The following is a 1,556-nucleotide window of genomic DNA, read 5'->3' on the forward strand; positions in this document are numbered from 1 at the left end:
ATTGACGTCATTTTTACAGGGTTAAAGTCAATGGACAGTGCTGCAATTATACAATTTGGTACACTTTTATTAATTTTCACCCCCATTATGAGGGTTGTTTTTTCTGTCTTCAGCTTTTTAATTGAGAAGGATTATCTTTATGTGCTAATTGGTTTATTTGTGCTGTGTGTAATCCTGTTCAGTTTAAGCAATAAATTGGTTGGTTAAAAATATTTTCGCTTTCCTCAGTTTCCTGCCTTCCTCAAAAATATTACAGTTATTTTGAAAAATAAATCGCTAACTGTTTGAAAATTAAGATTTCTTTCTTATTTTTGCCCTCCCTTAACGGGAATGTATATCCACCTTGAACGAAGCCCTACTGCTTCGATGGGTGTTAAATTAAAAATAGAAAATGTCAGGTATTATTGGAAAAAAAGTAGGAATGACCAGCATATTCGACGCTGATGGTAAGAACATACCATGTACAGTGATCGAAGCTGGGCCTTGTGTTGTAACACAGGTAAAGACCGAAGAGAAAGACGGTTACGTTTCAGTTCAGTTAGGTTTCAGTGAAGCCAAAGAAAAGAACACAACCAAGCCTCTAAAAGGCCACTTTGCGAAAGCAAACACGACCCCAAAACGTAAATTAGTTGAATTTGAACCGTTTGAAGATTCGTTGAACTTAGGTGATACGATTACGGTAAGTATTTTCAATGAAGGCGATTTTGTTGACGTAGTTGGTACTTCAAAAGGTAAAGGTTTTCAAGGTGTTGTTAAACGTCACGGATTTGGTGGTGTTGGTGGTCAAACCCACGGTCAACACAACAGAGGTCGTGCACCAGGTTCATTAGGTGCTGCTTCTTATCCAGCTCGTGTATTTAAAGGTATGCGCATGGCGGGTAGAATGGGTGGAGACAGAGTAAAGGTTCAGAATTTACAAATTTTGAAAGTTTATGCTGATCAAAACCTTTTGGTAGTTAGTGGTTCCGTACCGGGAGCTAAAGGTTCTTACGTAATCTTAGATAAGTAAGCAGATGGAAGTTAAAGTATTAAACATTTCAGGAAAAGAGACAGGTGCAACAGTGCAGCTTCCTGAGTCGGTATTCGGTGTGAAACCTGTCGATCATGCGATTTATTTAGATGTTAAGCAGTATTTAGCTAACCAACGTCAAGGAACGCATAAGTCAAAACAACGTAATGAGATTGCAGGTTCAACCCGCAAGTTATACAAACAAAAAGGTACTGGTGGCGCTCGTGCTGGTAGTATTAAATCGCCATTATTTAACGGTGGTGGTCGTGTGTTTGGTCCTCAGCCACGTGATTATAGTTTTAAATTGAACAAAAAGTTAAAATCTTTAGCCCGTAAATCGGCTTTAACTTATAAAGCACAAGATAACAATGTTGTGGTTTTAGAAGATTTCACCTTTGATTCAATCAAAACGACAAACTATTTGAATTTAGTTAAGGCTTTAGAATTGACTAATGAAAAGACATTGTTGGTTTTACCTTCACAAAATAACAATATCTATTTATCAAGCAGAAACTTGAAGAAAGCAAAAGTAATTACAGCTGATCAG

At 37.2% G+C, this 1,556-nt stretch carries 3 protein-coding genes; all 3 read left to right on the forward strand.

The window, feature by feature from the left end; all coding sequences use genetic code 11:
- Positions 1-207 (forward strand): DUF1634 domain-containing protein (locus ACR2F3_RS04840; RefSeq protein WP_432708849.1); only part of this gene is annotated, 207 nt, incomplete at its 5' end.
- 184 nt (positions 208-391) lie between these two features.
- On the forward strand, positions 392-1,009 hold the full coding sequence (rplC, locus tag ACR2F3_RS04845) for a 50S ribosomal protein L3 (RefSeq protein ID WP_432708850.1): 618 nt from the start codon (positions 392-394) through the stop codon (positions 1,007-1,009).
- Between the two features lie 4 nt (positions 1,010-1,013).
- Positions 1,014-1,556, forward strand: a 543-nt coding sequence (gene rplD, locus ACR2F3_RS04850; protein WP_432708851.1) for a 50S ribosomal protein L4, incomplete at its 3' end; no start/stop codon positions are given.

Origin of the sequence: Pedobacter sp., assembly GCF_045627485.1 — a bacterium.
Taxonomy (GTDB): Bacteria; Bacteroidota; Bacteroidia; order Sphingobacteriales; family Sphingobacteriaceae; genus Pedobacter.